At 35.6% G+C, this 24,560-nt stretch carries 20 protein-coding genes; 7 read left to right on the plus strand and 13 right to left on the minus strand.

Annotated elements, in window-relative coordinates:
* Nucleotides 1-18: 18 nt before the first annotated feature.
* Nucleotides 19-675 carry a DUF2569 family protein gene (locus VHP32_01880; GenBank protein HEX2786625.1) on the plus strand — a complete coding sequence of 219 codons (657 nt, stop codon included), beginning with the start codon at nucleotides 19-21 and terminating at the stop codon, nucleotides 673-675.
* Here the strand turns inward: VHP32_01880 and VHP32_01885 are convergent.
* Entirely contained in the window at nucleotides 672-1,670 is a 999-nt protein-coding gene (locus tag VHP32_01885) for an iron ABC transporter permease (protein ID HEX2786626.1), read from the minus strand. The two genes, VHP32_01880 and VHP32_01885, sit on opposite strands and share 4 nt — an antisense overlap.
* Nucleotides 1,671-1,774: 104 nt before the next feature.
* Here VHP32_01885 and VHP32_01890 point away from each other — a divergent pair, with 104 nt between their 5' ends.
* The gene (locus VHP32_01890; protein ID HEX2786627.1) at nucleotides 1,775-2,986 is read left to right on the plus strand and encodes a HAMP domain-containing sensor histidine kinase; all 1,212 of its coding nucleotides are present in this window, start codon (nucleotides 1,775-1,777) and stop codon (nucleotides 2,984-2,986) included.
* 176 nt (nucleotides 2,987-3,162) lie between these two features.
* On the plus strand, nucleotides 3,163-5,319 hold the full coding sequence (locus VHP32_01895) for a glycosyltransferase family 39 protein (protein ID HEX2786628.1): 2,157 nt from the start codon (nucleotides 3,163-3,165) through the stop codon (nucleotides 5,317-5,319).
* Here VHP32_01895 and dapF read toward each other — a convergent pair.
* The 10 genes from dapF to rlmN all read right to left on the minus strand — a co-directional run bounded on the left by dapF (nucleotide 5,306) and on the right by rlmN (nucleotide 14,476).
* Nucleotides 5,306-6,157: a diaminopimelate epimerase gene (dapF, locus tag VHP32_01900; protein HEX2786629.1), complete on the minus strand. Its 852-nt coding sequence runs from the start codon at nucleotides 6,155-6,157 to the stop codon at nucleotides 5,306-5,308. The genes VHP32_01895 and dapF overlap by 14 nt on opposite strands.
* 25 nt (nucleotides 6,158-6,182) lie before the next feature.
* Nucleotides 6,183-8,699, minus strand: a complete 2,517-nt coding sequence (locus VHP32_01905) for a putative LPS assembly protein LptD (protein HEX2786630.1) — start codon at nucleotides 8,697-8,699, stop codon at nucleotides 6,183-6,185.
* A 25-nt stretch (nucleotides 8,700-8,724) separates the two neighbouring features.
* Nucleotides 8,725-9,183, minus strand: a complete 459-nt coding sequence (locus VHP32_01910) for a TPM domain-containing protein (GenBank protein HEX2786631.1) — start codon at nucleotides 9,181-9,183, stop codon at nucleotides 8,725-8,727.
* A 132-nt stretch (nucleotides 9,184-9,315) separates the two neighbouring features.
* Nucleotides 9,316-10,098: a TPM domain-containing protein gene (locus tag VHP32_01915; GenBank protein HEX2786632.1), complete on the minus strand. Its 783-nt coding sequence runs from the start codon at nucleotides 10,096-10,098 to the stop codon at nucleotides 9,316-9,318.
* Between the two features lie 99 nt (nucleotides 10,099-10,197).
* The gene (locus VHP32_01920; protein ID HEX2786633.1) at nucleotides 10,198-10,722 is read right to left on the minus strand and encodes a biopolymer transporter ExbD; all 525 of its coding nucleotides are present in this window, start codon (nucleotides 10,720-10,722) and stop codon (nucleotides 10,198-10,200) included.
* Between the two features lie 32 nt (nucleotides 10,723-10,754).
* Nucleotides 10,755-11,342 carry a biopolymer transporter ExbD gene (locus VHP32_01925; protein HEX2786634.1) on the minus strand — a complete coding sequence of 196 codons (588 nt, stop codon included), beginning with the start codon at nucleotides 11,340-11,342 and terminating at the stop codon, nucleotides 10,755-10,757.
* A gap of 54 nt (nucleotides 11,343-11,396) precedes the next feature.
* Nucleotides 11,397-12,170: a MotA/TolQ/ExbB proton channel family protein gene (locus VHP32_01930; protein HEX2786635.1), complete on the minus strand. Its 774-nt coding sequence runs from the start codon at nucleotides 12,168-12,170 to the stop codon at nucleotides 11,397-11,399.
* Between the two features lie 100 nt (nucleotides 12,171-12,270).
* Nucleotides 12,271-12,618: an STAS domain-containing protein gene (locus VHP32_01935; GenBank protein HEX2786636.1), complete on the minus strand. Its 348-nt coding sequence runs from the start codon at nucleotides 12,616-12,618 to the stop codon at nucleotides 12,271-12,273.
* A 123-nt stretch (nucleotides 12,619-12,741) separates the two neighbouring features.
* On the minus strand, nucleotides 12,742-13,308 hold the full coding sequence (locus VHP32_01940; protein ID HEX2786637.1) for an adenylate kinase: 567 nt from the start codon (nucleotides 13,306-13,308) through the stop codon (nucleotides 12,742-12,744).
* Nucleotides 13,309-13,360: 52 nt separating this feature from the next.
* Nucleotides 13,361-14,476 carry a 23S rRNA (adenine(2503)-C(2))-methyltransferase RlmN gene (gene rlmN, locus VHP32_01945; GenBank protein HEX2786638.1) on the minus strand — a complete coding sequence of 372 codons (1,116 nt, stop codon included), beginning with the start codon at nucleotides 14,474-14,476 and terminating at the stop codon, nucleotides 13,361-13,363.
* Between the two features lie 150 nt (nucleotides 14,477-14,626).
* Between rlmN and VHP32_01950 the strand changes: the two genes are divergently transcribed.
* The gene (locus tag VHP32_01950) at nucleotides 14,627-15,988 is read left to right on the plus strand and encodes a serine hydrolase (protein HEX2786639.1); all 1,362 of its coding nucleotides are present in this window, start codon (nucleotides 14,627-14,629) and stop codon (nucleotides 15,986-15,988) included.
* 140 nt (nucleotides 15,989-16,128) lie between these two features.
* On the opposite strand, the gene VHP32_01955 is transcribed toward VHP32_01950, so the two are convergent.
* Nucleotides 16,129-19,050, minus strand: a complete 2,922-nt coding sequence (locus VHP32_01955) for a S8/S53 family peptidase (protein HEX2786640.1) — start codon at nucleotides 19,048-19,050, stop codon at nucleotides 16,129-16,131.
* A gap of 294 nt (nucleotides 19,051-19,344) precedes the next feature.
* On the opposite strand from VHP32_01955, the gene VHP32_01960 reads away from it, so the two are divergent.
* The 3 genes from VHP32_01960 (at nucleotide 19,345) to VHP32_01970 (ending at nucleotide 22,584) form a co-directional block, all read left to right on the plus strand.
* Nucleotides 19,345-21,564 (plus strand): UvrD-helicase domain-containing protein, encoded by a 2,220-nt coding sequence (locus VHP32_01960; protein ID HEX2786641.1) that lies wholly within the window; start codon nucleotides 19,345-19,347, stop codon nucleotides 21,562-21,564.
* Between the two features lie 44 nt (nucleotides 21,565-21,608).
* Complete coding sequence (locus VHP32_01965; protein HEX2786642.1) at nucleotides 21,609-22,097, plus strand: hypothetical protein; 489 nt, start codon at nucleotides 21,609-21,611, stop codon at nucleotides 22,095-22,097.
* A gap of 79 nt (nucleotides 22,098-22,176) precedes the next feature.
* Nucleotides 22,177-22,584, plus strand: coding sequence for an EVE domain-containing protein (locus VHP32_01970; GenBank protein HEX2786643.1), 408 nt, complete (start codon nucleotides 22,177-22,179; stop codon nucleotides 22,582-22,584).
* A 143-nt stretch (nucleotides 22,585-22,727) separates the two neighbouring features.
* Here VHP32_01970 and VHP32_01975 read toward each other — a convergent pair whose 3' ends face one another.
* Nucleotides 22,728-24,521, minus strand: coding sequence for an FG-GAP-like repeat-containing protein (locus tag VHP32_01975; protein HEX2786644.1), 1,794 nt, complete (start codon nucleotides 24,519-24,521; stop codon nucleotides 22,728-22,730).
* Nucleotides 24,522-24,560: the final 39 nt, after the last annotated feature.

A 24,560-nucleotide genomic window follows, 5' to 3' on the forward strand; every position in this document is an offset into this window, starting at 1 on the left:
ATTAAAGCAATTAAATAAGTGCCGAATAAAAAACCTAATTATCCCGTACAGACAATAGAAATACTTGCTGATACATATGGCGGCAATTCTAAATGCGGACAATGTAAAAAAAGAAAAACCCTTTCCAGTGAAGAACTAAATCAAAAGTTTTTTATTTGTGAAAAATGTGGGATTAAAAATTACATAAACCAGCAAACAGATTATACCGGACTTGACGGATGGTTACTTATTTTTTATCTCTTAAATATTTTCTTATTGATACGAAATATTTTCAATTTAGACAATTATATAATCAACTATGAAAGAGTTTTTAACAAATTTGATGACACCACCTCACATACCATTATATTCTGGTTACTAATCGTTAACATAATATTACGGCTTTTCCTTTCAATTATTTATTTTACTAAAGATAAACTTATTCCATCTTTATTTAAAATCTACTGTATAATTGATATAATTATTTCATTCATAATCACAGTTAATTATTCATTGATAATTGATAGTATGGGATTAAAAGATAATATGGAATATGAAGATAAAAAGAGTTTAATGTTTTTATTTTTTTTCTGCCGTGCATCACTTGATTTAATATTCTTCCTGTATCTTACTTTTTCCAAAAGAGTAAAATCTACTTTCACAAAACACAAAAAATTTCTCCATCCTTTGTACTAATTCTGTGTTTTTTCTCTTCTCAAAATCAGCCAGATAAAAACCGGAGCTCCGATGAATGACGTTATTATGCCGACAGGAATTTCGGTTGGTGAAATCAAAGTTCGTGCGAGTGTGTCCGAAACAACTAAAAAAATTGCGCCAAGCAAAATCGAACATGGCACTGAATACCTGTAATCTTCACCGATTAATAACTTTGCAATGTTAGGAACTATAAGTCCCACAAAAGAAATAATTCCTGCAATTGAAACAGCAGATGCAGCAAGAACCGATGCAACAATTATGCAAATTTTTTGAACAAATTTTAGATTAAGTCCGAGAGATAAAGAAATTTCATTACCAAGCGAGAGAATGTTTAAATCCTTCGATAATAATATCGCTGAAATCAGTCCAATAACTATAAAACCAATTGTATAATAAAATTCATTCCAACCTCTTCCCGAAAGTCCGCCATTAAGCCAAAAAATTATTTGCGATAAACTTTCACCTGATAAAATCATGAGGAATCCGTTGATGGATGAAAGCAAAGCATTTATTGCAATTCCTGCCAAGATGATTTTATTAGAATATATGAAATTAGTATATTTAAAACTAAACCCTTTTGAAATTAAAAAGATAAGCATGGTTGCGAGAAGAGCAAAAATAAATGATACGGGTGTAAGCAAAAAATAGGTCCATGTGAACGGAAGCATAAAAACAATTATTGCGCCGAGTCCGGCACCGGCAGAAATTCCAAGCAAGCCGGGTTCGGCAAGATTGTTTTTTAATAATGACTGCAAAATTATTCCCGAGCAAGAAAGCGCTGCTCCGATGCTGATTGCATTCAGAACTCTCGGCAAACGAATATCAAGAATAACTTTTTTATAGGTTTCATCACCGGATGAGAACACAGATAAAATTTCCGAAAATGGAATGCTTACGCTACCGATTGAAATTGAAAAAACTATGGATACAATCAGTGCAATAAAGAGTAGAAATAAAAGAAAAATTTTGTTCAAATAGTTTTTAAATTAAAAATATGTTTATTCTCGTTCTATTTCCTGCAAATATATGCCGAAATGACCTCATTTTTTAATAATATAGATGTAAATTATACTTACGAATGAATAAATTCAGGTCATTTAATATTAAGATTGCGTTATTTTTGGTGGGGGTCGTAATCGCGATTTTCCTCCTTATATATACGCAAAGTATTGTTAAAAAAATTCAGAACCGCGAAAAGCAGATTGCAGGGCTTTATGCAAAATCACTTGAGTATCTTGCAAACGATGAAAGTGAAAATGTCGAGTATGATTTTATATTCAACGAAGTAATTCTGCAAATCGACTTCCCTGTTATTGCTACAGATAAAGACCACAGGACCGTAGTATTTATGAAAAATGTGGATTTGGATTCAGCGAAAAAATTATCAAAAAATGATACCCTTTATCTGCTTGGAATGGCAAAAGAAATGGATGAAATTAACAGCCCGATAAAAGTTGCAATTCAGGATACAATAATTTTAAACGTTGTGCATTTTGGCGAATCGAATTTAGTTCGCGCATTGAAAGCTCTGCCCTATGTAGAGATTTTAATTGCAGTTTTATTTCTATTACTCGGTTACATCGGATTTTCATACATTAAGAAAAACGAACAAAGCAATATATGGGTTGGACTATCGCGTGAAACTGCGCATCAGCTTGGAACACCACTGACGTCATTGATGGGATGGCTTGAGATGCTGAAAAACGCGAAACCAAAAACCGAAGAGCTTTCTGAAATCACAAAAGAAATCAGCAACGATTTAGACAAGCTTAACAAGATTGCGGGAAGGTTCTCAAAAATCGGTTCACAGCCGGTTCTTGAAAAAGAAAATCTTAAAAATCTGATTCAGAAAGTCAGTGATTATTTTGAAAAAAGGATTCCATCGCTCAAAGCTCCTGACGGACAGATTGTCAAAAAAGTAAAAATTGAAATTAACTCTCCTGATAATGTTGAAGTAAAAGTAAATAAAGATTTATTCGAATGGGTAATTGAAAATTTAATGAAGAACTCGCTTGATGCAATGAATAAACCTACAGGTATAATAAAATTTAATGTTTCAAAGAACGGAAAAGAAATTTGCATCGATGTTTCCGACAATGGTAAAGGTATTGATATGAAAAACAAGAAAGACGTGTTCAGACCGGGATATTCAACAAAGCTGAGAGGATGGGGATTGGGGTTGAGCTTATCGAAGAGAATCATTGAAGATTATCATGGGGGCAAGCTTAATTTGATTGAATCAGCTCCCGGCGGCGGTGCAACATTCAGGATTAAATTAGATACCGACTAAATTTAATAAGTATAGAAAAGTTCAGACAAATATTATTAAAAGTATATAACAGCACTCCGTTAATTATTTTACTACTTCTGCTGTTAAAATTTCTTTTTCAATTCATACTTATTGAGTCAGGTTACCGTTGGCTTTCGGCAGACGATTTTTCAAGAACGGTAATTTCCTATGAATGGATGAAGGAGCCAAAAATTTATTCAGGTGTATGGCTCTCTCCTCACTTTTGGTTAAATGGTTTATTCATGTTTTTCATTAAGGATATTATGATTGCCGCCGGACTTGTAAGCGTCATTTTCTCTGCAATATCACTTTATTATTTTTACAAAGTTGTTGAGCTGTCGTTTAATAAACAAACCGCAATAATTTCTTCGGTTATTTTTTGTGTCTTTCCTTTTCAGGCATGGCTCAGCATGTCGGGACTTCCCGAATCAACATACTTTTGTTTTATTATTGCAGGGATTTATTATTTTATAAAATGGTATCACGATAATTTATCCCGCAATCTCGTATTAAGTGCTGTGATGTTTGCATTTAGCAACGGATTCCGCTATGAGGGCTGGCTTTTCAGCTTTACACTTATAATTTTAACTTTGCTTGTATCGTTTTTTCCAAAACGCAAAAGTATCTATGAGGAATTTCCTTCCGAAGAAATAACAGCACACAAGTTTAATTATAAAATTATTGCAAAGAATTTTATAATATCCTGCATTTCACTTACTACCATAATATGGTGGCTGTTGCAAAATTATTTTGATAACGGTGATGCACTTTTTTTTATGCGTGAAACTGCAAAAATATATGAGCAGTTTAATAACGCAGGGTTTTTGCAAAAACTTGTTCAATATCCAACCTTTATATTTTATATAGCCCCGCTTACTACGATTTTTTCATTTAAAGTCATATATGAAAACATAAAAAGCAGGGGGCTTTCCGCTGAAAAACTTTTTGTGATTTTCAACTTGATACAATTGCTTTTGTTAATGGCTCAGGGACTTATTGGCACCGGCGGGACTAACATGATTTCACGCTATATCGTAATAAACGCAATTCTGTTTATACCGCTTGCAGTAAAGCAGTCACTTGAATTCCGGAAACTGTTCACATCACTTGTGCTCGCATCATTTGTTGTTGTGAACGTAATCTGGTGTTTCTATTTTCCGCAGCCATACCGCGAGGATACTTTTGAAGTCGGATATCTTTTGAAAGGTTTAATACAAAGCAAATCCATATCTGAAAACGAGAAAGTTTTTTTTGAAGAAGACCCCGGTTATCTTGATATCTGGGCTATAAAATCTTTATCAAATGACCCCGATAAAATTGTGCAGGGCATTTTTCCGCTTGCCAAGCAGCAGGAAAAAGGAAAAAAGAAAAAAAATAAACTCACTGACGAGGAACTGAATATTCTTGAAATAAAAAATTATCTTGAAAAAAATAATATCAACACCGCGATTGTCAGGAGTGACGGATACACCGATAAACTAAAAAAGCTGAGTTTGCGCAATGAACAAATCGGCGATTACCAGATTTTTTATTTAAAAGAGCAGACTTCGAACCTTAATGATTCATCCGTATCATCTTTTGCAAGCAAAATAAATTCTCCAAAGGATAATCCAAACCTCATTAACTTCGGACAGATAATCGGTTTATTAAATTTTGCAATTGACAATACTAATTTCGGGCTTAACCCTCAAACAGTTACATTGGAATGGACTGCAGCAGATAAGGGAATGCTTGACAGTATAGATTTTGAAGAATTTGAATTTGACAGATATAAATCTTTAATAAAAATAGTTAATCCCGACAATGACTCATCCGTCTATACAATTTCAAGCAGAATATTTTCAGAAAGAAATATCGAAAACATTATTGAGAATAATTACATAAAAAATATTATTGTTCTGAAACCTTTTGCCTTGTTGATGTATTCGCGTAAATACGGAAAGTCTCCTTTCGATGGAGGGATTTATAATCTTGAGCTGAGTGTTCTGGACTCAAAAACGAATAATGAATTACTTCTTTATCGCGGAAGTGAGACATACAAAAGAGAGAGAACTATTATGAAAGATACTATTATAACAACTACTCAAAATTTAGAACTGAAGGCAGATACAAATAAATCAAAACAAAAATTTGCGGTTACAGAGATTGATTCGGTAAATTATTCAATGCCGCTTGCAAGCATTATTGCAATGTTTCCTGATTCCGATTACAATAAAATAGCAGCAAAAAAATCAGAGTTTGTTAGGATTACTTTAACACACAGTCTGCAATATATTTTCTCTCAACGCTATCAGGCAGACCATGTCCTGAATTGGGTATTTACTTATTTTTAATCCTCTGAGCTTTTCCTGTTAAAATAATCTTCGATATTTTATCCTCAATAAATTCAAAATCGACGATTAATGTTTCACCTAAACGCGTCTTTATGTTAATTGGAGGATTAATCCCTTTCGTTATAAAACAGGTAATTCCCACAGATATTGAGCCGGTACCGCTTGCCAGAGTTTCATCTTCAACTCCCCTTTCGTAAACGCGGGATTCAACTAAGCCATCCTCAACAGAAATAATTTTTACAAAATTAACATTTGCTCCTTCAGGCATTAAATCTTTATGATAACGCAAATATCTTCCGAAATTTATAACATCAATTTCATCAAGTGAAGTGATTTTTTTGTTATTAATATTCAGGTCTTCAACGAAAATTACAATATGCGGTGAACCGCAATCGACATATGAACATTTTAAATCCTGATGCCACTTATCAAGATTAATTTTTAAATTTATTTCAGGATTTATAACTTTTGGCGAAGGAAAATAAGTAGATACCAACCCGTTATCAAGAAAAGCTAATTTATAAATATTACCAACAGATTCAACCGTGAGCTCATTTTTATTTGTGAAAGAATTGTCCTTAACATACTGACCGGTGCATCTAAGCCCGTTACCGCAAAGAGAGTTAGTAGTTCCATCACGATTATAATAATTCATTTTAAAATCGGCAATGCTGCTCTTTTCGATAAAAATCACACCGTCAAATTTTGAATATTCAGTCTGTGACATTAACTCCAAAACTATTTTTAAATAATCGGAATATTTGTTATCCAGATTATTTAAAATCAAAAAATCATTTCCTGCGCCGGAGTAAAGCTGAATATCGTCTTTATTTACCATAATAAATTTTGACCCAAAATTAAAATTAAAAATCCCCGAACACTCCTCGTGTGCTCGTTTGCTTGGTAATTTTAATGTCATGAAGCTCAGGAGCTTTTATTCTTATCTCGAAACGAAAACCCTTATAAAATCCTGTCGGGTACCAATTAAAGTTTGCTTCCCAGGAATTCAAATCGCGGTATGCTGTAATATAAGGCGCGCCTATCTGTCTGTTTAAAAAATCATAGCTTGCAGCAACGGTAAAACGCCAGTTTTTTGTTAAGTTAAACTGCAAACCACCGCTGAGGTTTGAACTTCTGAAAGGGAAGAGCGGATTAAATTTATTTTCAGAATAATTATAATTTAATGTCCCTGAAAAAGGCATATAATAATCAACATCGGAATCAGATTGCACAAGAGAATCATTGCTTGTTTTTTTTCTGCTTGTAAAATCAAAGTTATATGAGGTTGCAAGGTTTATATTAAAGCTTGTCACATCAAACCAATTTCCGTCAGTATTAAAAAGAAACGTGTTTACCCGTTGCTGAGAATTAGGGTCAAACTTGTATAAGTTAAATGAAGCTCCCCCCGCTATATTTAATATGCTTCCGATTTCCGTTCTGAAGTCCGTGCGGATTTCAGAAAACTTTAATGAATCAGCAGCAAAATTATATCCAACCGATGCGGTAATATCAATAAGCTTAAACCTATTTTCGGTTGTATCATTAACTCTGGTTTTCATTTCAAATAAATTATACAGCGATAAACTAATTGCCTGCTCTTCTCCGAACGGTGCTCCTCCAAAAATTTCGCTTTCAAAAAATGAGTACTTAACGGTTTGCCCCTGCGCATTTATATATGTTCCGTAATATCCATAAGAAGGATTTGAAAAATCAGGTCTGTAGCTGTATGTCAGTGACGGAGTAATTGTATGACGGATTCCGGTTACATTAAAAATTTTGGGAGTGAATATTCCGATGAAATTTGTATTAACTGAAACCCCGGTTCTGAAAAATCCTGCGCGCTTAAAACCTTCAATTGTATTTGTTGTAAGCACGCTATCAGCAGGATTAAATGATTTTGTGATGGACTTGTTATACCAAAGCTCCGTATAATTAAAAAACGGACGGAAATTAAAATAGCTTGAAGGTGGAGCATAGTTCAGGTTAACGATTTGCTGTGCACCAAGTCGATTGTCTCTCACGGTACTATCAATGTCAGGTGTAAGCGGAATATTCAGCTTTAACCTGCGATTTATAAATGAAGCATTATATGAATAGGAAAAGAACTCATAAAAATCTCCGCCTGATAGTGAGTTAAGGTTTTTTCTGAATGGAAATGTTTCTGTATTAGTAAAACTAACCGAAGGAAGAAGCTCCCGCACATTATTTGTGATAAGATTCTGATCGCGGTTATAATTAACCGTTAATGAAAACGGAGTTCCTTCCCAAAATTTAGACAACGTGAAGTTTGAAACTATATTCTGCTGGAGCAGTTCGTTTAAATTATTAGTTGAGTTATCATAATATTGTCTTCCGCTTACGAAAGTCATGTTTGCAGAAACTCTCGTTGAAGGATCAATTGTTTGATCGTGAATAAAACCCAGCAGCCACTGGTCAGATGAAAGACGGTCAGGATCATTATCTTCGCCCTGACGAATTCTTGAATACCCCGCATCCACACTACCGTAAAAATTATATTTCAGAGCATACCGGAATCTTGATGATACATCTATTCTTCCTTTCGTAAAATATGACAGCAGCCCGTTTATATCCATATAATCATTTATTGCCCAGAAATATCCAAACTTTGAAATATACTGTCCGTAAGTTGCATCATCCCCCCAAGTTGGCGGAATGATACCCGAGCTTCTGCCTCCCCTGTCGGGGAAGACTGCAAATGGAATCCAGAAAACAGGCACACCTTCTATATAAAGAAAAACCGACTGCGCAATAATTTTATCATCGGGAATTACTTTCATCTTGGGTGAAGTAAAATAATATTCCGGGTCTTCACGATTTGTTGAGGTAGTATAAACACCGTTTTTTATAAAGAAAACTTCATCATTAACTTTTTTTATTTTCTCTCCGTAATAATATCCCATGTCTGCTTCGGTATATCCCATAGACGCAGTTCCCTGCTGGGTTTTGAAATTATACTTAATTATCGAGCCTTCATATTTTGTTTCGCCCTCGAACATCAACGGTAATTGAGTAAATTCTCCCTGCGTAACCGTATCAGGCAAACCGATTGCTTCCATCACCTGCGTTTCCCTATCGATTATGATAATACCTGAATTAATTTTTAAATCTTTATAAGTAACTTCGGCATTATCGTATAAATAAAGCTTGTTGTTTTTTAAATCGAATACGGCGGAATCAGATGCGGAGTAATTTATTATTGCATCAATGTCAGAAGATGCTTTGAGAGAATCGAGTGAAGTATTAACAGAATCAGCAATAGTACTTAAAGTATCTGTTGTGAGAGTGTCAGTTTGGGAATAGGATATATTATTGAAGAAAATAAGAAAAAAGATATAATATATAAGTTTGAAATATCTCAACTTTTAGTTATAACAAGAACAATAATTATTTTACAATAATTTCATTTGAAAGTTCGTCTTTATCATCTGATTTTCGAGGAAATTCAAGAATTAAAGTGAGCCCTATAGATTCAACTGCATCGCAGATTCCTTCGGCAAATTTACCGTGAGCAAATTCTGTGCTCATCGCAGTTGTAATTACATCCCATTTATCCCGGGATATTTTTGAGTTAATACCTTCATCAGCAATGATTTCAAATTTATGTTCATCAAGAAGTATGAAAATCATCACACCGGTCTTATCAATGGTTTTATGCATTTCCTGCCCCGCAAATTCTTTTATCGCGAGTTCGCGTGTGTCTTTTCCGTTTTCAAAAAGTCCGCGTTTACGCTTTATGCAGACACGAATTTCACCTGAAGTTTTTTTCTCAACTTCGGCAATACAGGAAGAGATTTTTTCAAAATCTTCTTCAGCTAAAAAGTCTTTAAGATAATTTTTTTTCAATTATTATTCACTAATCGGATTCCCGCTTACACGGGAATGACTTTAATAATCAAGGAGACGCAGAGTATTGCGTCTCTATCAAACAAAAAAATTAATAATTACACATTACTAATTACATATTGCAAATTGAGATTACCAGCTTCCTGAAGCGCCGCCCCCGCCGAACGAACCGCCTCCTCCAGAAAATCCACCACCACCAAAACCACCGCTGCTTCCTCCTCCAAATCCGCCGCCACCCCAATACCAGTTGCTTTTGTTTCTGTTTCCGAATACTGCGCTTCTGCCGAACCCAAATATTCTTCTTATAATTGAACCGATTATTAAAAAGAAAATTATTATAAAAACTATAATGATAAAAATCGGTATACCGCACAGTGCAAGCGGACTGCCATCATCGTCTTTACTGCTTTTTTTATCAGCAGTGTATTCTCCTTTTGTAACAGCTATGATTGCATCAACTCCGCTGTTAATGCCCTCATAATATTGTCCGAGCTTAAAATACGGAGTAATATCTTTACGGATAATCTGAGATGATATTGCATCCGTCAACGCACCTTCAAGACCATAACCGACTTCTATTCTTATTTTTCTATCGTCTTTAACTACAAGCATCAACACGCCGTTGTTTTTGTCTTTCTTGCCGATTTTATTTTTTTCCGCAAGCTGCATTGAAGTATCTTCCAGGCTTTCTCCATCGAGAGATGAAATCACGTAAACAACAATCTGTGTTGACGTCTGCTTATCAAATGCTTCGAGCTTCTTACGAAGCTCACTGAGCTGCTGTTGAGTCAGAGTCCCCGTTTGGTCCTCAACATACTGTTTGAATTGTGTGATTGGAACGCTTTGGCTTCCTTGTGAAAAAGCAGAATTGGCAATAAAAAGAATAAATAGTGATATGAGAATGTTTTTTATCAAAGAATATAATTTACTTTACTAAAATTGCTTAAAAATGATTAAAAAAAAAGCGATTCCGTTATCCGAAATCGCTTTATGCTTTTAGAAAAAATACCTTATTTAACCGCCTGCAGCATTTACAATCACCAAGTCTGCTTCTTCCATAGGCAGGAAGCTGTATTTTCTCTGAATCTTTGCCCTGTTAATTTCATCAAGAATATCAACCATCAATGAGTATTTCATTTTTCTGTCGAATTTCAGGAGCATCACAAGATTAGGATTCCCTGCATAATAAGATTCAAGAGTTGTTCTTAAGTTGTTAAATTCTGTTCTTTGAGGTGCTGTTTCACTGCCCGCAGAAGTACCCTGAGATACATAAATGTTTCCCTGACTTGAAACTCTGATAAACAAAACATTACCTGCATCAATTTTTACTATGTCACTCTTTTCACCTTTTGGCAAATTAATCTGCATAACCTGAGGTGCTGCAAGCGTTGTGGTCAACATAAAGAAAGTAAGCAGAAGCATAATTACGTCAACCATCGGAGTCATGTCTATTCTAACGCCGAGCTTTTTGCCTTTGTGATATTTTTTCTTTCCCCGTCCCCCCGAAGGTTCCGGAGCATCAAAACCGCCACCAGCCATAATACTTTAATTTATAAAGTTTATAAAATTATTTATTGTATGGTTTCGGATTTCAAATCCGTAACCAGTGCAAATCTTGTATTCTTTGTTTCTTTCAGTGAAGCCATTAAATCCTGAACAACTCCAAAGTCAGTATCCTTATCACCTTTTACAACGATTCTGAAATCCTGCTTGCCCTCTGTTAAGTTCAAAAGTGTGACCCTCATATCAGACATAGCTTTTTCAAACTGTGCCCTGTTCATCACTTTTATAGTTCGCTTGAATTCCTTGTTACCGACTTTCCCGGTTTCCAATACTTCACTTGTCGTTGTTGAATCCGGATGATACATTCCGATTGCAAACGGGTCGCCAAATACCGTCTGACGGACTTTATAGTTATCTACATCCAGAAAAACATCGCCTTCTTTTGTTAGTGTAATTATCATAATGTCCGTTTCCGGAAGACGTGTGGAATCTGTATTTATCGATTTCGGGAGGGAAACTTCCACAGCTTCGGATTCTGCCGCCTTAAATGTTGCCGTCAACATAAAGAACGTGAGCAAAAGCATGATAACGTCCACAAGCGGTGTCATGTCGATGTTAATGCCGGGTTTCTTTGTACTTCTTGCTTTCTTTAACATATAAATTAAACTTTTAAAATAACTTTAAGTTTCAAAATGCATTGAAAATGCCTATTATTTAGACTTAATAGCCAAAATCTGAAGCATATTATATGTTGCTTCATCAATCATATAAGTCAGGTTACCAACTTTTGTGGTATAGAAATTATAAGAAAGAGTTCCGACGATAGCTCCAAATAGACCACCTGCAGTGTTGATAAGAGCTTCAGAAATACCTGCTGAAAGTTCTGCAGCGTTAGGAGTTCCTGCTGTTGCAAGCGCCTGGAATGAACGAATCATACCAACTACCGTTCCGAAAAGACCCACAAGCACTGAAACCGTTGCGATTGTTGAAAGAGCAACAAGGTTTCTTTCAAGAAGCGGAACTTCAAGCATCATTGCTTCTTCGATGGCACTCTGAACTTCCTGTAATTTTTCGTCTTTATCTTTGTTTGGGTCAAGCGATACTACCTGATATCTCTCCAGACCTGTTCTGATAATGTTTGCAATGGAACCTTTTTGTTTATTACATTCTTCGATAGCAGCTTCAATGTTACCTTCGGTTAAGTAACCTTGAACTTTTTTCAAAAAGGTTTCAATCGGACCTCTTCCTTTAGCTTTGCTTAAAGAAAGACCTCTTTCTATTGTGAAGGTAATAACCATAATAGCAAGTGTCATCAAAATTATAACTACAGGTCCGCCGAGATAGATGGCTCCCATGATGTTAGCAGGAACGTTTGGAGCGTCCGGCTTAAAATTCATTGCGTTTCCAAAGACTAAAAAGTAAATAATACATGATACAACGATAGCGATTACTAAAAGCGTTGTAATAAAAACGGATTGTTTCATTGAGATTTATCCTCCCGGTTGTCTGTTTTATTAATTATTAATTTATGTAAGCTTGATTTAAAATGCTACTAAAGTCTAACTTATTTCACTGATATAAAATTCACTTAAACGCCGCAATTGCTTCTTCGAGGGTTGGGTAAGCATCAAAAATTCGAGATAGTTTGGTAATTACGAATAAATTTTCAATATTTTTGTTGAGTTGGCAAAGCTTAATTTCACCGTTTCTTTTTGCATAATTAGTGTGAGCGGAAATTAAAACACCGAGTCCGGTGCTATTTAAATACAATACATCGCCTAAATCAATTATAAGCTTCGTATTTCCTTCATCGGAAAGCTTTTTTATAGCATCACGAAGTTCATCGGTTTCATCACCGCCAACAAAATTGCCTTTTGGGCTTAAAATAATGATTCCTTTATCATTTAAATCCGTGACCTTAACTTTTGACATAATTTTATAATTTAATTTGCTAAAATATTAGTTTAAAAGTTAAATTGCAATTGAGAAAACCTATAGAATTAACGTATTTTTATTGATGTTTTCTTAAAACTTACTTAACAATTTAATGAAACACTAAGCTACATATTTTAATATTTTTTCATTTATTGCTTCAATGTCTCCGACACCGTCCACCTCTATTATGTTATACTTCCCATCATAATGCGCAAGGATTGGAGCGGTAGATTCATTATAAACATTAATTCTGTGTTTAACAGTTTCTTCAGTATCATCGCTTCTGCCTCTTTTCAAGAGACGGTCAATTAATTCCTGTTCGTTTGCTGTTAAAGAAATTACGTTTATGTTATCATATCCGAGCTCATCAAAAATTTTATCGAGAGCCTCTGCCTGAGCGAGCGTTCTTGGAAACCCATCGAGTATAAAATTATTTGCCGAATCAGGATTTGCAAGCGCTTCCTTTACAATGCCAATCATTATATCATCTGAAACAAGCGCGCCGGAATCCATCACAGCTTTTGCTTTTTTACCCAGCTCTGTCCCTTCGGCAACTGCCTGACGCAAAATTTCACCGGTTGAAAAATGTTTAAGGTTTAATTTTTTTGCAACCAATTCTGCCTGCGTTCCTTTTCCGACCCCGCAAGGACCAAAAATTATCAGACGATGTATTCTTAATGGTTCCATTTATATTGTATATGTTGTATAATTATTAAACTTTATATTTTCTTAGAAAGATTCATTTTGAACTCGTAACCGCAAGCTGTCCGCAGGCGGCATTTATATCAACACCGCTCGAAGAACGAAGATTCACGACTACCTTGTTTTTTCTGAGCCTTTCAATAAAATCAAATAATTTATTTTTTGAAAGGAAGTTATCAATATCTTTTGGGGATGAAATTGCCTCTTTTTTCTTATTAAATATGTCTAACGGCTTATTTAGCTTAAAGCCTATGGGGTGAAATGGTATAATGTTTATATTGCTCGGAATCATTCCCGATAGTTTCGTAAGCCGTTTTAAATCATTTTCGGTATCGTTCAATCCTTCAAAGAAAATATATTCATAAGTTATTTTATTACCTGTAGTCCTATAAAAGTAAATCAGCTCCTCATATATTTCCGAAAGTGTATTCTTTTTTGACGTTGGGATAATTGCTTCACGAATGCCGTTATCAGTTGAGTGAAGAGATAACGCAAGCTTAACGTTTTTGATGCCTTTGTTTTCAGAATGCATTAAATCATCTGCGAATTTCTTGATACGAGCTTTAAATCCAACCGTCGAAACTGTAATCTTGCGTGATGATAAATTTATTCCAAATTCGGATGTTAAAATTTTTAAAGAGTTAAGCATATTTTCATAGTTCAAAAATGGCTCACCCATTCCCATATAAACAAGATTGGTTGGCTTCACTCCTGTAATCTTCCAGACATTATAAACCTGGTCAACAATTTCGGAAGGCTTTAGATTTTTTGAAAATCCCATTTTACCCGTAGCGCAGAACTCACATCCTACGTTACATCCGACCTGAGTCGAAACGCAGACAGTATCTCTGCCATCCTCTGAGATTAATACCGTTTCTATTTTATTGCCGTCTTGAGTTTCAAACAAAAATTTCTTTGTGGCATATTTTATCGAATCATCGACATGCAGGCAGTTAAGGTTTCCAATTTCATATTCCGGATTTAGTTTTTCTTTCAGAGAAATGGGAATGTTTTTTATGTCATTGATATTCTCAGCCAAATGCAGATGAATGCCCTCAAAAACCTGTTTTGCTCGATAAGGTTCGATGCCTTCGTGCTTAAAAAGCTTGGTCAGCTCCGGCAACGTATAATCTTTTAGATTTTTCTTTTTCAATTATATTAAAAGGATACTTCATAAAAATAACTTCTATTAAGTTAATTTTAAGTAATATAATTTAAGTATGAAACCTTATGGAGAGTTTTTCCGTCACAACCATTATAACAATCATTAAATAAATTTAATTCTTTCCCTATGAAATCCATAATGAAAAAGCATATATTTTTCTTACTTATTTCTTTCCTTTTTTTGCAAACAACTTCCGTATTTTCTCAAGATTATAAAACAAAGCTGGAAGATTATCTCCAAAAAAGATATGAACGCGGTGAGTTTATGGGAACGGTTCTTGTTGCTAAAAACGGAATTCCAACCTTCAAAAAATCTTACGGTTTTGCAAACATTGAAAAACATTTGCACAATAATCCCGACCTGAAATATCTTGTCGGCTCCATGACAAAACAGTTTACTGCAGCATTGATTTTAAAGCTTCAGGAAATGAATAAGCTTTCGGTAAATGACAAACTTTCAAAATATTATCCTTCATATAAATATGGGGATGAAATAACAATAAGAAATTTATTAAATCATACTTCCGGCATTCCAAGTTATACAGGCGACCCTTCCGTAATGACAAATTTAATTTCGTATGAAACGGTCGGAGAGATTTTAGACACTATGTATGCAAGAGAGCTCGAATTCAAAACTGACTCTTTAATGAAATATACAAACACCGGATTTTTAATTCTTGGAGACATAATCGAAAAAGCTTCGGGAAAAACTTATAAAGAATTTGTTCAGGAAACGATTTTTACTCCGCTTGGAATGAACCACTCAGCCTTTGATGTATTCGACACTACAGACGTAATGTTCGCGACCGGTTATACTATGGACGAAGATAAAAAAATAATCCGTGCTGAATACATGAAAGTTGAATATGCCGGTGCAGCCGGAAGTATTTCCTCAACGGTCGATGACATGCTAAAATGGGATATGGCTTTATACGGTAATAAAATCCTGAACGAGGAATCGAAACAACAAATGTTCACACCGGGTAAGCAGAACTACGGATATGGAATAATAATTGACGAACCAAAATATGACAGTGTTATACACAAAAGAATCTGGCATGCGGGACGCATACCGGGATTTACTTCTGTTATACAGAGGTTCATTCAAGATACAACATCGGTTATAATTCTTTGTAATAATGACATGACCGACTTAAATGAGATAAGACCTGAAATTACAAGAATAATATTTGGTGAAGATGTTATAATAAAAGAGAAGCCTGTAAAAGTAGAAGTCACGGTTGACCCTGCAATTTATGAACAATATACAGGTGTATATGAGTTAGCTCCTGATTTTGCGATTGAAGTAAGAACAAGAGACGGAAAAATTTATGGACAGGCAACCGGACAGGGTGAATTTGAAATGTTTCCTGAAGCCGAAAACAAATTTTTTCTCAAAATTGTAGAAGCAGATATTACTTTTATTAAAGATGATTCCGGAAACGTTACAAAAATGATATTATTTCAGGGCGGACAAGAAATGCTGGGCATTAAAAAATAATTTATAAATAATTTTCATGTTTCCTCCAAATAACATGTAAGCAAACAAAAAAGGATGCCTGTTAAAGCATCCTTTTTGTTTTTTAAAAATCTAATTAAATAGAGTGGGATTCTTCGCTGCGCTCAGAATGACACAAAATTTTATTTTATTAGCAACATTTTCTTAGTCTCCGTAAAATATTCTGTTTCGAGTTTGTAAAAATACGTTCCGCTTGTTAGGTTCGACGCATTGAAACTTGCTTCATGAGTTCCTGCATTTAATCTTTGGTTCACCAACTGCGCGACTTCCCTGCCGAGCATATCATAAACAGAAATTTTCACAAAAGAATTTTGAGCTAATCCGAATTTTATTGTCGTTGATGGATTAAACGGATTAGGATAATTCTGATGAAGCTGGAATTTTTCAGGTATTAAATTTTCATTTGAAGAAATGCCAAGCACTGATGCATATTTTATTTTTGCATTTGCGGCATTTGTCTTTAAGTCATTCAGATTTTCAGCGGCAACAAGAGCAAACCCGACATAAATACTTGAATTCGCAGGAATCGAAAAAGGTCCTGCTCCGAGAACATGCGATACGTCGCGTCCCGTTCCGGTTCCGCCTGCGGTTTGTCTTCCGATATTTGAAGAAAGTGCCTGCCATTTTTCTATATCGGTGAAATTATCATAGACACCCCAAGGATTTCCTGCAACTGCGTTGTCATTATCAATCGCCCAGTAGTTAACATTTGTTCCTGTAAGCAGAGACATTCCAACATAAGAATTAGGATTGTTATCCGTTCTCCATATATAACCAAGCTGATTAACGGCATCATAATCTGCTTTATTCAAATCGCCGTTTGTGCCGACATCCCAATCGGAATAAATACCGATGTAAAAATTTGAAATTGCCGAAGCATTTGTATTAGTAATTTTATATTTAAAAATTATATAATCGTCATCCGCAGGAGTGTTGAACGCATAAGACCTGAAGTCAACGGTAACACCAATCTTATTACCACCGGCGCCGTTGTCATTATACTGCGCACTGCCATCCTGAACCGATACCGTTCCCGGAGTTGTTATTGTAAAAGGAATTACACTTGTTAAATCGGAATTCTGTGTATTTGGGTCTGCACCTCTCACAACATCAGAAACTTTGTTATTTGCAGTTGCCATAATCAAGCCGCCTTCAAAGTTCAGATTGCTGCCGTTGTTATATGTAAAACCGATTCCCTGTGTGTTTGTCGGATAATTATTGTAAGTAAAATTTCCTCTGCTGTTGATTGTCGTTGCTATTTTATTTCCGTTCATTGTGAAATAACTTGGATTGACTATAACAGATATATATTCAAAATCGGAATATGCACCGTCAGCATAAACAAGCTTCAGAACCACATTAGAATTTGCAGGAGCATTAGAGTTGACTCTGATTCTTAACGGTGAAGAATTATTATTTGCGGTTCCCATTGTTGCCATCGCCCCGAGTGTTGCAGTGTTGCTAAGAATAGTAACTGCAGTTGAAGTGGTTGAAACTGTAACAGATACATTCGCAGCGGCATCAAGATAATTTCTGAATGTTCCGGTAATTCTTAATGTATCATTCGGCTGAGGAACGTTATTGTTGCCGTCACTTACAGTGTAGTCAGTGATTCTTATTGATGGTGAATTGACCGTTAACGCACGGAACATATTCACACGTCCCTTGCCCAGCATATCGGCATAAGATGGATTCGTTCCGTTAATATTATCACAGGTTACTCTGAGCTTTTCACCAACCTGCAAAGCAGTATATGAAGGAAATTGAGATTTAATTATTGCGGCAACGCCTGCAGCAATTGGTGAAGCCATTGATGTTCCGTCAAAAGTTGCATAACCATTGTTATATAATGTGGAATAAATACTTGAACCCGGAGCTGATACGTCAATAGTCGTTCCGTAGTTAGAAAAAGATGAGCGTGTATCAGTTGAATTTGTAGAAGCAACACTGATAACGTATTTCAATGCCGACGGATAATGCGGTGCGCTTGAGTTATCATTGCCTGCTGCGCAAACGACCAGAGCATTTTTATTTATAGTTGCATAAGTAACCGCATCCTGCTCAAAAGAGCTTGCAAAGCTTCCGCCCCATGAGTTGTTAATCACTGCGCAGCCCCTGTCGGCAGCATAAACAATTCCTTCATATCCTTTTAAAATATAAGCTGTTCCGCCGGGTCCGCGAGTGTCGTTATCGGCAGAAGTTTTGACTATGAGAAGCTTGCATTTAAATCCCGGACCTGCAACGCCGACTCCGTTATTTGTTACTGCGCTTGCATCACCTGAAACGTGTGAGCCGTGATTTGTATTACTCCCTAAACAATTAGGATTGTTGTCGCCAACAATGTTATTATAATCGGCACCACCAAAATCCCATCCATTCAGGTCATCAACATATCCATTGTTATCGTTATCGACACCGTCTATCGGGTCTGCATAATTTTTCTTAATGTTAGCCGATAAGTCCGGGTGGTCTAAGTCAGAGCCGCTGTCAACGATTCCTATATAAACATTTGTATCACCCTGCTGAATGTCCCATCCCTGCTGGCATGCAACTTTGGTTATGAAATACTGCGAGCCCAAGCTCGGGTCGTTCGGAGTAAAATCTAGATTCTGAATGTAATATGGTTGTGCATATTCAACTTCACCTGTTGCATATAAATCGTTAATTGCATTTTCAAGAGCAACCGGAGAATTATATTTTACTATATATATAAGAGAAAGGTCGGCAAGCTTTTCGCCGTGAATGCTGAAATCAGATTCAGGTTTTTCTTTTCCGGGAAATACTTTTGCAACACGCTCTGAACTTAGCTGTGAAAGCGCATAGTTCACAACGGGACTTCCGATGAAATCATTTCCCGAGCCGTTCCTTATGCTTTCTTTTAATTTAAATATGATGGTATTTGGAACATAATCATTCTGTGAAATGCCCTCAGGCATTTTGAAATAAACTTCCTTAGTGGAAACCGTTGTATCTGGTTTATTTGAAAACGAAAATAATCCGACTACTATTATTAATAGCAAAGAGGAAAGAATATAATTTTTCATGTTAATATAAGAGTGTTTTTGAGGTTGAGGTTTTGAGGTTAATTAATTTCATATCGGATTTAATTTATATAAAATTTCAGCAATTTAAAAAGCTAAATTTGGGAGAGAACCCCCTAAAGTGTCATTCTGAGTAAAGCGATGAATACCCTTACGTTTACTTATTGGTTCTTCACTTCGTTCAGGATGACAATAAAAATCTTTTCTCTATAAGTTTATTTTTTAAATGAGTATTTTTAATAAATCACATTTCAGATAACAAGTTTAAGACGTAAGTCAGTTTAATTTATAATTTTAATGAGTATTAATTTAGATGAGTTAAATCCGCAGCAGAGACAGGCAGTTGAGCACATAGAAGGACCTAACATGATTATCGCAGGTGCCGGCAGCGGAAAAACAAGAGTTCTCACATATAAAATTGCATACCTCCTCGACAGCGGAGTCAGTCCGTTTGAAATTCTTGCTTTGACTTTCACCAACAAAGCTGCAAGCGAAATGCGCGAGCGTATTTCAAAATTAAATCCCGGAAGCGCAGACAAGCTATGGATGGGAACGTTTCACTCAATCTTTGCGCGGCTGCTCAGAATCGAAGCGGAGCGAATAGGATTCAATAGAAACTTTACAATATATGATTCTGATGACAGCTTGAATGTTATCAAAGGAATAATGAATGCAAATAATGTTTCGCAAGATTCAACCAATCCGAGAGCGGTTCAGCACACAATCAGCAATCTTAAAAATAAATTCATAAACCCAGCGGAATTTTCTTTATTTGCAAAATCAGACTTTGAGAGGAAGGTTTTGACAGTTTATAATGAATATCAGCCCTGCCTCAAACGAAGCAATGCAATGGATTTTGATGATTTGCTCACAAAACCGATTGAATTGTTCAATAACAATCCCGATGTGCTCGAAAAATATCAGGAAAGATTTAAGTTCATTCTTGTCGATGAATATCAGGATACAAACAAGGCGCAGTATTTAATTATAAAAGCATTATCTCAAAAACATAAAAATCTTTCCGTTGTTGGTGATGATGCGCAGTCGATTTATAAGTGGCGCGGAGCTGAGATACAAAATATTTTTGATTTTGAAACGGACTTCACGGAAAGAAATTTATTCCGTCTTGAGCAGAATTACCGCTCGACAAAAAAAATTCTCCAGCTTGCAGATGATGTAATCAAAAAAAATAAAAAACAAATTGATAAATCTTTATGGACTGAAAACCTGGAAGGTGAAGAAATTCATTTAACGGAATCTATGTCAGATAGAGATGAAGCATTAAAAGTCGCAAAGAATATTCTCGATGAAATTCATAAATCGAAATATAATTATAAAGACTTTGTAGTTTTATACCGCACGAATGCGCAGTCAAGAACGCTCGAAGATGCTTTGCGGATGCAGAAAATTCCGTATACAATCGTCGGCGGCATCCGCTTTTATCAGCGAAAAGAAATTAAAGACATTCTCGCTTATCTAAAAATCATTGCAAATCCATTTGATAACGAATCTGTTCTGCGTGTGCTGGGAATGGCTGAAGGAGTCGGGAAAACAAGCGTGGATAAGCTCGTTGCAATAGGTGATGAGAAAGGCATACAGCTTTATGAGGTTCTGCATACGCTCGAAAAGCATCAGGGGTTCAGTTCAAATATCCGCAACAGATTAACTGAAGTAAATAATTTCATATCGAAGTTTAAATATCTGAAAGATGAAATGAGCTTGCTTGAGCTTACACGCGGAATTGTTGACCACACAGGAATTATACGGAACTTAAAATCCGAAAATACTTTTGAAGCCGAGGAAAGAATTGCAAACATAGAAGAATTAATTTCGGCAATTGCAGAGTATTCCGACACGGTTGACAATGCTTCGCTTGAAGGGTTTTTGCAGGAAGTTTCGCTTGTAGCCGATATAGATACACTTGATAATCAGAAAAATGCAGTTACATTGATGACTATTCACGCGGCAAAGGGATTAGAGTTTCCTGTTGTATTCATAACCGGACTTGAAGAGGGATTATTCCCTGTAGGCAATTCAATTACATCTGAAGAAGAGCTTGAAGAAGAGCGCAGATTGTTTTATGTTGCAATAACACGCGCAATGAGAAAGCTTTACCTTATGTTTGCAAATACGAGATATAAATTCGGGACACCTTCATATCAGACCAAGTCAAGATTCATAAAAGAAATCTCTCCTGAAATTTTTGATAAGCATATCAAACATGAAAGCTTAAAAAACAGAATGGAGTATGCGCCTGTTTCAAAAGCAAAATCAGGACGCGCGATTCAATATGATTTATACATCGGCAAAAAGAAAAAAGCAGAGAAAGAGGAATTTGAGAACGACAAGTTTCCTGATATTCACAAAGGAACGATTGTTGAACACGAATCATTCGGCAAAGGAAAAGTTATCAGTACACAGGGCGCAGGACTCGATAAGAAGGCAGAGATATATTTCGAAGACATCGGCTTGAAAAAAATTGTTTTGAAATACGCGAAGCTGACAATACGTGAATAGTGAATTGTCATTTGTCAATTGTCAATAGTGAAAAGAAGTAAAACATGAAAAAAATTTTTATGACATTCATTTTTGTTCTTTTATTTGCAACTCATATTAAAGCTCAATCAGACAGAGATGTATTTAACAAATTGGTTGGTGGTTGGCAATCAAGTATAACAAATACCATAGGAGGTGTGACTGTAGAGACAATAACTGTTGTGAATTTTGAATGGGGTAAGTGGAACAAAAATCATTTAATGATAAATTTTACTTATTATAGTGATTTAGGGATTAGAAATGGAGATATAGGGTATTTAATGATTGACAGTACCGACAGTTTTGTTTATGCTACCTGGCTTGATGAATGGGGAATAGTAGAAGCTAAATGGGGCGAACCTGAAAATGAATTTGGTATAACTGACAATAAAATTATTTTTTCAAATGATAAGCAAATTCGAGAGATAGAGCTTTCTGAAAATAATCTGACAATAACAGCATTTACGAAAAACGGAAAGTATTTAGGTAAGTTTTCTTATAAAAAGTTTTGGTAATTTTTAAAAATATAAAATTAAAATTTAATTGCTGAATTTCAAATAACATTCACATTTCACAATTAACAATTCACAGCATATGGCATATTGGCTTTTAAAAACCGAACCTACAGTTTATTCGTGGGATAATTTAGTGAAAGATAAAAAAACTACGTGGGATGGCGTTGGCAGTCCTGCGGGATTAATGTTTATCCGTCAGATGAAAAAAGGTGATAAAGCTTTTATTTACCATACAGGTGATGAAAAACAAATCGTAGGCATCGGCGAGGTGACTACAAATTCTTATCCCGACCCGAAAGAAGACGACCAGAAATATGTCGTCTTCGATATTAAGCCCTTGAAAAAATTAAAACGCCCCGTTACTCTTGCTGAAGTAAAAGCCAATTCCAAGTATAAAGATTTTCGTCTCACTCGTGAACCAAGATTATCGGTCATGCCCGTTCCTGATGACTTCTGGGATGATTTTTTTAAAATGAGTGAGAAGTAATTTTAGTAAAAAGTAAAAAAGCAAAAGTAAAAAATCCCTTTTTGACAAAGGCGTCATCGATGAATTTTTAATACTGGGATTCCCGCTTACGCGGGAATGACTTCACTGGATTTATTTTTTGCCTTTTTACTTTTGCCTTTTGCTTATTTAATCAACATCATCTTCTTCGTTTCGACATACGATGCGGTTTCGAGTTTATAATAGTAAGCTCCGCTTGAAAGATTTCCTGCGTTAAATTTCACTTCATAGCTTCCTGCCGATAAATTTTCATTTAATAAAGCTGCAACTAATTTTCCTGTTAAGTCATATACATTTAATTTCACCTTTGACATCTGACCTTTGACATCTGAAGGGATTGTAAATTCAATAGTCGTTGCCGGATTAAACGGGTTTGGATAATTTTGTTCCAATCTGAAATCCGAAGGATTATTATAATTAAATTCTTTTTCAATATTTACAATGCCGCCGTTTTCAGTAATAGTATATGATTTATTGATAGCTACATTCGTAAATACGCTTCTGTTTCCTGAGGACCATTCAACAACTATTGAATCAATAGTTGTTGCAACCCACAATCCGAAGCTTTGCCATAATGTCTGAGCACAATAACCATTTTGCCCCTCGATGACTCTCATTTGCCAGGTTGGTTTCCCCCACGTGTTTGCTTTAACTCTTATTTTTGTCCCGATGGCTGCTTTATTTGATGTAGTTCCGATACACCTTATCTGAACCCTTGCATTCGAGTTGCCGTTGTTCATATAACAATAATTATTCTGATTCTCACCAAAAGTATTTGCAACAAACAAATCAACGAAACCATCACCGTTTAAATCACCCCAACTGAAACCATATGAATAACCGCTGTCGCTTACCGATGCATCTCCTGTAACTCTTTGAAATTCAAATTTACCCGTTTCATTTAATAAATTTTTATAAAGACGATTTGTAAGTTTTACTCCCACAGGACCATATGCCTGCGTAACAAAAATATCGATGTCGCCGTCATTATCAAAATCACTCCACGCACTGCACGCGTTATAACCGGGGTCATTTACTAATGTATCACCTGTCATTTTTGTAAAAGTAAAATTTCCGTCGTTTCGATATAAAGAATTTACGCCACCCCAGTTTGTTGTAAATAAATCCTCATCACCGTCATTGTCATAGTCACCCCAGCTGCCGCTCCAATAATTTCCTGCTTCGGCAGTTATGACCGTATTGGTAACTTTTGTAAAGTATCCTGCCCCATTATTCTTGTATAAATAATTAAACTGATTTTCTTCATTAGCAACAAATAAATCCTGGTCACCGTCATTGTCGATGTCAACCCAATTCACTCCACGTGATGCTCCGGTTTCACTCACAACAATTCCTGTATCAATACGGACATAATTTCCTGCACCTGCGTTTTTATATAAAAAATTTTTGTGATTCGCGCCTGCGCTGTTTGAAACAAAAATATCAACCAAGCCATCGTTATCATAATCACCCCATGAACAAGTTTCGGAATAACCTCCGGTTACTGAAACAGGATTTGTATTCAAAAATGTAAATGTCCCGTTGCCGTTGTTCGTGTATAAATTATTACCTGCTCCGCTCCAGTTTACAAAACACATATCAAGGTCACCGTCATTATCGATGTCAGCCCAGCTGCTTCCGTCCGACCTTCTTCCATCCTGAACAATTACAATATCAGTTACTTTTGTGAACGTTCCGTTACCGTTATTTTTATATAAAAAATTGTTTTGTCCGCCTATAAGACCATTGGTAACATAAATATCCAGGTCACCGTCATTGTCATAATCAATCATATTCACCGAGCGCGATGCGCCCCCGTCATTTACAAACTGCCCCGTTGTAACTTTTGTGAAATATTGTGAGTATGATATGTTAACTGATACAAATACTGCTAAAATGCTAAGTATTATTTTTTTCATGATAAAAGTTTATTTTTTATATGAATTTAACGTATATTT

It is taken from the genome of Ignavibacteria bacterium (assembly GCA_036262055.1).
In the GTDB taxonomy this organism is placed as follows: Bacteria; Bacteroidota; Ignavibacteria; order Tepidaquicellales; family Tepidaquicellaceae; genus DATAJP01.